The sequence below is a fragment of the Micromonospora sp. ATLC20 genome (assembly GCF_057196585.1).
Window position 1 is genome coordinate 1 of sequence record NZ_JBXUOV010000243.1, and the last position, 6,699, is coordinate 6,699.

Annotated in this window: 7 protein-coding genes; all 7 read left to right on the forward strand. The window is 71.5% G+C overall.

All coding sequences use genetic code 11. The features are described 5' to 3' along the window. Positions 1-76: 76 nt before the first annotated feature. Complete coding sequence (locus AC2CHG_RS28900) at positions 77-808, forward strand: hypothetical protein (protein ID WP_484525986.1); 732 nt, start codon at positions 77-79, stop codon at positions 806-808. Positions 809-954: 146 nt separating this feature from the next. Further along, a complete protein-coding gene (locus AC2CHG_RS28905) occupies positions 955-1,416 on the forward strand; it encodes a DUF948 domain-containing protein (RefSeq protein ID WP_013285490.1) in 462 nt (153 codons plus the stop codon). 32 nt (positions 1,417-1,448) lie between these two features. Further along, positions 1,449-1,754, forward strand: a complete 306-nt coding sequence (locus AC2CHG_RS28910) for a hypothetical protein (protein WP_013285491.1) — start codon at positions 1,449-1,451, stop codon at positions 1,752-1,754. Continuing rightward, positions 1,751-4,432, forward strand: a complete 2,682-nt coding sequence (gene alaS / locus AC2CHG_RS28915; protein WP_262015737.1) for an alanine--tRNA ligase — start codon at positions 1,751-1,753, stop codon at positions 4,430-4,432. Before AC2CHG_RS28910 ends, alaS begins: the two co-directional genes overlap by 4 nt. A 70-nt stretch (positions 4,433-4,502) precedes the next feature. Beyond that, positions 4,503-4,964: a Holliday junction resolvase RuvX gene (ruvX, locus tag AC2CHG_RS28920; RefSeq protein WP_262015736.1), complete on the forward strand. Its 462-nt coding sequence runs from the start codon at positions 4,503-4,505 to the stop codon at positions 4,962-4,964. After that, positions 4,961-6,160, forward strand: a complete 1,200-nt coding sequence (gene mltG, locus AC2CHG_RS28925; protein WP_355510038.1) for an endolytic transglycosylase MltG — start codon at positions 4,961-4,963, stop codon at positions 6,158-6,160. Before ruvX ends, mltG begins: the two co-directional genes overlap by 4 nt. Further along, the coding region (locus AC2CHG_RS28930) for a shikimate dehydrogenase (protein WP_484525985.1) at positions 6,160-6,699 on the forward strand (540 nt) is incomplete at its 3' end. The genes mltG and AC2CHG_RS28930, both read left to right, overlap by 1 nt.

Below are 6,699 nucleotides of genomic sequence, written 5' to 3' on the forward strand. Positions count from 1 at the left end.
GGCGGCACCACCCGGACCGGAAACGGGCCGGCCCGGACCGGGTGGCCCGGCGACACCGGCGGCGGCCCGGGCGGCTGTGGTCGTACCCCCGGGGGAGCCGGCGGGGCCACGGCCCGGCGGTCCCGGACCGGCCGACAGCGGCGCGGAGGCCGGTGGGCTGCGTGGTGCGCGGTCCGAGCTACGCCGGCAGATGCGCGAGCGCAGCCGGCTGCGGCTGGGCATCCTCGCCCTGGTCAGCCTCGTGCTGCTGGGTGCGGTGCCGCTCTACTTCGGGATGCGGACGCTCAGCCGCGACCCGGTCTTCGACACCCTCGACGAGCTCTCGGTGCCCGCCTGGGCGCAGAGCAACACGGTGGACAACGTCAGCGGCAGCCGCTGGTGCCTGCAGGACTGCCGCCTGCGGGAACGGTCCGTCGAGTCGGAGCAGGGGTGGAAGGAGACCGTCGCGGTCTACGAGACGGCGCTGGCCGGGGACGGGTGGCGGCGCTGGAAGGTCGACCGTTGCCCGGACGAGAAGGTCCCTGGCAGCTACACCTGCTGGCGCCGGGACGAACTCACGCTCGACCTGTGGGTACGCGACCGCACCTGCACACCCCCGCCGATCGACGGGGCACCCGCGCCGTCCACGCCCGCCGAGCCCGCAGCGGCGGCGTGCACCGGCTCGTTGGTGTCGGTGAAGGTGCGCAACGCGATCGACGACGAGCGCACCGGACCGACACCGACCACCGATCCGTCACTCACCGGTGAGGATCCGTACCCGACGCTGACCGACGACCCGCTGGGCGAGGTGACCCCCTCACCGTCGTGAGCCGACTTCCATCACGGACGGTAGGGTCTGGGGCTGGCACGCCCGTCCGTGCCCGGTGACCGGGTCGGCGTGGCGCGAAGTGGGTAGGTACGGTCGCGCGTTCCGGGGCGTCGGGTTCCGGGACACTGCTTGAGGAGGACTTTCGCGTGAGTGGTGGAGAGATCGCTGCGCTGATCGCGGCCGGCGCGTTCCTGATGCTGGTGCTCGTGCTGGCGGTGCCGATCCTGCGGCTGCGGCACACCGTGGACGCGACGACCCGCATGATCACCGACGTGAACGAGCGCACCGCGCCGCTGCTCGGTGACGTGAACACCACGGTGAAGAACGTCAACGTGGCGCTGGAGCAGGTGCAGACCTCGCTGGACGGGGTGAACCTCCAGCTCGCCAAGGTGGACACCATGACCAGCCACGCGCAGAACGTCACCGCGAACGTGGCGAACCTGGCCACCGTGGTCTCCGCCGCCGCCGCGAACCCGCTGGTCAAGGTGGCGGCGTTCGGCTACGGCGTGCGCCGGGCCGCCTCCGCCCGCCGGCACGCCGAGACCGAGCGCGAGGTGCGCGACACCATCAAGCAGCAGCGTCGCGCCGCCAAGCGCGGCAACCGCTGACCCCGACCGGCGTACGCGGGAAGGATGAGAACATGAGGCGGTTGTTCTGGCTGGGCATCGGGCTGGCCGTGGGCGTCCTGGTGGTGCGCAAGGCCACCCGGACCGCGCAGGCGTACACCCCGGCCGGCATCGCCAGCGGGCTGTCCGAGTCCGCCGGCGGTCTGGTCGAGTCGCTCCGGGCGTTCGTGGACGACGTCCGGGTCGGCATGGCCGAGCGTGAGCAGGAGATCCACGAGGCCTTCGCCCGCGGCGAGGTGTACGACGACCAGTTCGCCGAGCTGCGGGAGGACCCGCGGATCGGTGATCGAGAGATTTTCCCGGAGGACCACCAGCGATGAAGACGGCGGAGATCAAGCGGCGGTTCCTCGCCCACTTCGAGGCGAACGGGCACACCGTGGTGCCGTCCGCTCCGCTGCCCGCCATCAGCGACCCGAACCTGCTGTTCATCAACGCGGGCATGGTGCAGTTCGTGCCCTACTTCCTGGGCCAGCAGACCCCGCCGTACGCGCGGGCGACGAGCGTGCAGAAGTGCATCCGGACGCCGGACATCGACGAGGTCGGCAAGACCAGCCGGCACGGCACGTTCTTCCAGATGAACGGTAACTTCTCCTTCGGTGACTACTTCAAGTCCGGGGCGATCCCGCTCGCCTGGGACCTGGCCACCAAGCCGGTCGAGGCGGGCGGCTTCGGACTGGACCCGGAGCGGATCTGGGCCACCGTCTACCTGGACGACGACGAGGCGTACGACATCTGGCGCGCCACCGGCGTGCCGGCCGAGCGGATCGTGCGCCGCGGCAAGGCCGACAACTTCTGGTCGATGGGCATTCCCGGCCCGTGCGGCCCGTGCTCCGAGCTGTACTACGACCGCGGCCCGGCCTACGGCCGCGAGGGTGGTCCGGAGGTCGACGAGGACCGTTACCTGGAGTTCTGGAACCTCGTCTTCATGCAGTTCGAGCGCGGCCCGGGCACCGGCAAGGAGGACTTCCCTATCCTCGGTGACCTGCCGGCGAAGAACATCGACACCGGCATGGGCCTGGAGCGGATGGCCTCGCTGCTCCAAGGCGTGGACAACCTCTACGAGATCGACGAGGTCAAGCCGATCCTGGACAAGGCCGCCGAGCTGACCGGCAAGCGCTACGGCGTGCACTCCGGTCACGCGGCGAACGAGTCGCACCCGGACGACGTACGGCTGCGGGTCATCGCCGACCACGTGCGCACCTCGCTGATGCTCATCGGCGACGGGGTGACCCCGTCGAACGAGGGCCGGGGCTACGTGCTGCGGCGGATCATGCGCCGGGCGATCCGGGCGGTGCGGCTGCTCGGCTACTCCGACCGGGCGCTGCCGGAGCTGCTGCCGGTGGCCCGCGACTGCATGGCGCCGTCGTACCCGGAGCTGGCCGAGGACTTCGGCCGGATCTCCCAGTACGCGTACGCCGAGGAGGACGCGTTCCTGGCCACGCTGCGCGCCGGCACCACGATCCTGGACACCGCCATCGCCGAGACCAAGTCGGCCGGCAAGGCCGCGCTCTCCGGTGACAAGGCGTTCCAGCTGCACGACACGTACGGCTTCCCGATCGACCTGACCCTGGAGATCGCCGCCGAGCAGGGGCTGCAGGTCGACGCGGAGGGCTTCCGCCGGCTGATGGCCGACCAGCGCAGCCGGGCCAAGGCCGACGCGCAGGCGCGCAAGACCGGGCACACCGACGTGTCGGCGTACCGGTCGGTGCTCGACGGTGGCGGTCCGGTGGAGTTCACCGGCTACACCGAGCTGAGCCGGGAGTCGCGGGTCCGCGCGCTGCTGTCCGGCGGCGCAGCCATCTCCGCGGCGGTCGAGGGTGACACGATCGAGCTGGTGCTCGACACCACCCCGTTCTACGCCGAGGGTGGCGGCCAGCAGCCAGACCAGGGGCTCATCACCGTGGGCGGCGGCCAGGTCGAGGTCTTCGACGTGCAGCAGCCGGTGCCCGGCCTGATCGTGCACCGGGCGAAGGTGGTGCGCGGCGAGGTGCGTTCCGGGGAGACCGGGTACGCCGAGATCGACGTGTCCCGCCGCCGGGCGATCTCCCGCTCGCACACCGCCACGCACCTGGTGCACCAGACGATGCGCAACTTCCTCGGCGAGTCGGCGACCCAGGCGGGTTCGCTCAACGCGCCGGGCCGGCTGCGGTTCGACTTCAACACCCCGACTGGTGTGGCGCCGAGCGTGCTGCACGACGTCGAGCAGCAGGTGAACGAGGTGCTGCTGGCCGACCTGGAGGTGCACGCGTTCGTCACCAGCCAGGAGGAGGCCCGCCGGATCGGGGCGATGGCCCTGTTCGGTGAGAAGTACGGCGAGCGGGTCCGGGTCGTCGAGGTCGGCGACTACGCCCGCGAGCTGTGCGGTGGCACGCACGTGGCCCGTTCCGCCCAGCTCGGCCTGGTGAAGATCCTCTCCGAGGCGTCTGTCGGTTCCGGGGTACGCCGGATCGAGGCGCTCGTCGGCATGGACGCGTTCGGCTTCCTGGCCCGCGAGCACCTGCTGGTGTCCCGGCTGGCCGAGCTGTTCCGGGTGCCCGGCGAGCAGGTCGCCGACCGGGTGGAGCAGACCGTGACCCAGCTGCGCGACGCGGAGAAGGAACTGGAGAAGCTGCGCGCCCAGCTCGTGCTCGGCGGGGCCGGTGCCCTGGCGGCACAGGCGAAGGACGTGCGCGGCGTCGCGTACGTCGGCACCGAGGCGCCGGAGGGCGCGGCCGCGAACGACGTGCGGACCCTCGCCCAGGAGATCCGGGGCCGGATCGACGCGGCCCGCCCGGCGGTGGTCGCGGTGGCCGCCCGGGCCAACGGCAAGGCGTCGCTCGTGGTGGCCGTCAACCAGGCCGCCCGGGGGCGGAACCTGAGCGCGAAGGACCTGGTGAAGGCGGCGTTCTCCGGCCGGGGCGGCGGCAGCGACGACCTGGCCCAGGGCGGCGGCCTGCCCGCGACGGAGGCGCCGAACCTGCTGGTCACCGTCGAGCGGGCGGTCGCCGGCACGGCATGAGCGCACGGATCTACGCCAGGGCGGACCACCCGGTCCGCCCTGGCCCGTACCGGCGGGGAGGTGTCCGCTCGTGAGCGAGCTGTCCCGTGGCGTCCGGCTGGGCGTCGACGTCGGCCAGGTCCGGGTGGGGGTGGCCCGCTGTGATCCGCACGGCATCCTCGCCACGCCCCTGGTGACGCTGGCCCGTGACCTGACCGCCGAACCGGACGCGGTGCCCGGCGACATGGCCGAGCTGGTCCGGCTCGCCGCCGAGCACGAGGCGGTGGGGATCGTGGTCGGGCTGCCTGTCAACCTGGCCGGAAAGCACGGCCCCGCGGCGGCGAACGTATCAGCATATGCCAGCCGATTGGCTGATGTAATGAGGCCGATTCCGGTGACGCTGACGGACGAGAGGATGTCTACCGTCGTCGCGAGTCGTAGGCTGGCCGAACGGGGCGTCCGGGGAAAGCGCCAACGAGCGGTGGTCGACCAGGCCGCCGCAGTGGAGATTCTGCAGAGCTGGCTGGACGCACAGCGGAGGCGGACGCAATGATCGACGACCTTGATCTGGGCTTCGACGAGCAGGACAGGGGGGAGAAGGGCCGGCACCGGCGCGGCGCGGTACGCCGACGCCAGGGCAAGTCCGGCGGCGGCCGGGGCAAGACCCTGCTCGCCCTCGCGCTCGCGCTGGTCCTGCTCGGCGGCATCGGCGGCGGTGCCTTCTACGGCTTCGACCGGGTCCAGAACTACTTCGTCACGCCCGACTACGACGGCTCCGGCACCGGCGAGGTGACCGTCGAGATCAAGCAGGGCGCGCTGATCGCCGACATGGCCGACGCGCTCGTCGCGGCCGACGTGGTGAAGAGCACCAAGGCGTTCATCGAGGCTGCCGAGGAGAACTCGCGCAGCAAGAACATCCAGCCCGGCACGTACAAGCTGCGCAAGCAGATGAGCGGTGACGCGGCGGTCGCGGCGATGCTGGATCTCAAGAACAAGATCGTCAACGGGATCACCATCCCCGAGGGCCTCACCGCGAAGACGGTTTACAAGCGGCTCTCCGAGAAGACCGACATCCCGGTCAAGGACTTCGAGGCGGCGGCGAAGGACCCGGAGGCGCTCGGCGTACCGGACTGGTGGTTCAAGCGCTCCGACGGCAAGAAGGTCAGCCCGTCGATCGAGGGCTTCCTCTTCCCGGACACCTACGAGATCCCGCCGAAGGCCACCGCCGAGACGATCCTCAAGCTGATGGTGGACAACTTCCTTACCGTCACCTCCGGCATGCAGTACGCCGAGAAGGTGCAGAAGGAACGCGGCGGCATCACCCCGTACGAGGCGCTGATCGTCGCCTCGCTCGCGCAGGCCGAGGCCGGCAACAAGGTCGACCTGGGCAAGGTCGCCCGGGTCGCGTACAACCGGGTCTACGGCGAGTTCCCCTGCAACTGCCTGGAGATGGACGTCACCGTCAACTACTACCTGGAGCTGACCGGGCAGAAGACCAAGGCATCCAAGGACATGACCGCCGCCGAGCTGGACAACCCGAAGAACCCGTACAACCGCAAGCTGCGCGGGCTGGTCCCCTCGCCGATCAACAACCCCGGCAAGGAGGCGCTGGAGGGCGCGCTGAGCCCGCCGGACGGCAAGTGGCTCTACTTCGTGGCGATCAGCAAGGACGGCCGCTCCGCGTTCGCCGAGACCTACGCCGAGCAGAAGCGCAACGAGCAGAAGGCCAAGGAGGCCGGGATCATCTGATGGCCGATCCCCGCCGCGCCGCGGTGGTCGGCAGGCCGATCGCCCACTCGCTCTCCCCGGTGATCCACACCGCCGGGTACGCGGCGGCTGGGCTGACCGGCTGGTCGTACACCCGGATCGAAGCCGGCGCCGACGAGTTGCCCGGCCTGGTCGCGGGCCTCGGCCCGGAGTGGGCCGGGCTGTCGGTGACCATGCCGGGCAAGGAGGCGGCGCTCGCGCTGGCCGACGAGGTCTCGCCGGTCGCCGCCGCCGTCGGCGCCGCAAACACGCTGGTACGCCGGCCCGACGGCACCTGGTACGCGGACAACACCGACGTGACAGGCATGGTCGAGGTGCTCACCGGAGCGGGCTGCGTGGCCGGGGCGGTGGTCACCGTGCTCGGTGCGGGTGGCACCGCCCGGGCGGCCATCGCGGCGGCGGCCCGGATCGGGGCGGCCGAGGTGACTGTGGTGGCCCGCCGCCCGGAGGCGGTCGACGAGCTGCGCCCGGTCGCGGCGGCGGCCGGCGTGCCGCTGGCCGGGGCCGAGTGGGACGGCGCC

Coding starts and splice junctions, on each gene's coding strand:
- AC2CHG_RS28910 (WP_013285491.1), top strand. CDS start 1,449: ATGAGGCGGTTGTTCTGGCTGGGCATCGGGCTGGCCGTGGGCGTCCTG.
- alaS (WP_262015737.1), top strand. CDS start 1,751: ATGAAGACGGCGGAGATCAAGCGGCGGTTCCTCGCCCACTTCGAGGCG.
- mltG (WP_355510038.1), top strand. CDS start 4,961: ATGATCGACGACCTTGATCTGGGCTTCGACGAGCAGGACAGGGGGGAG.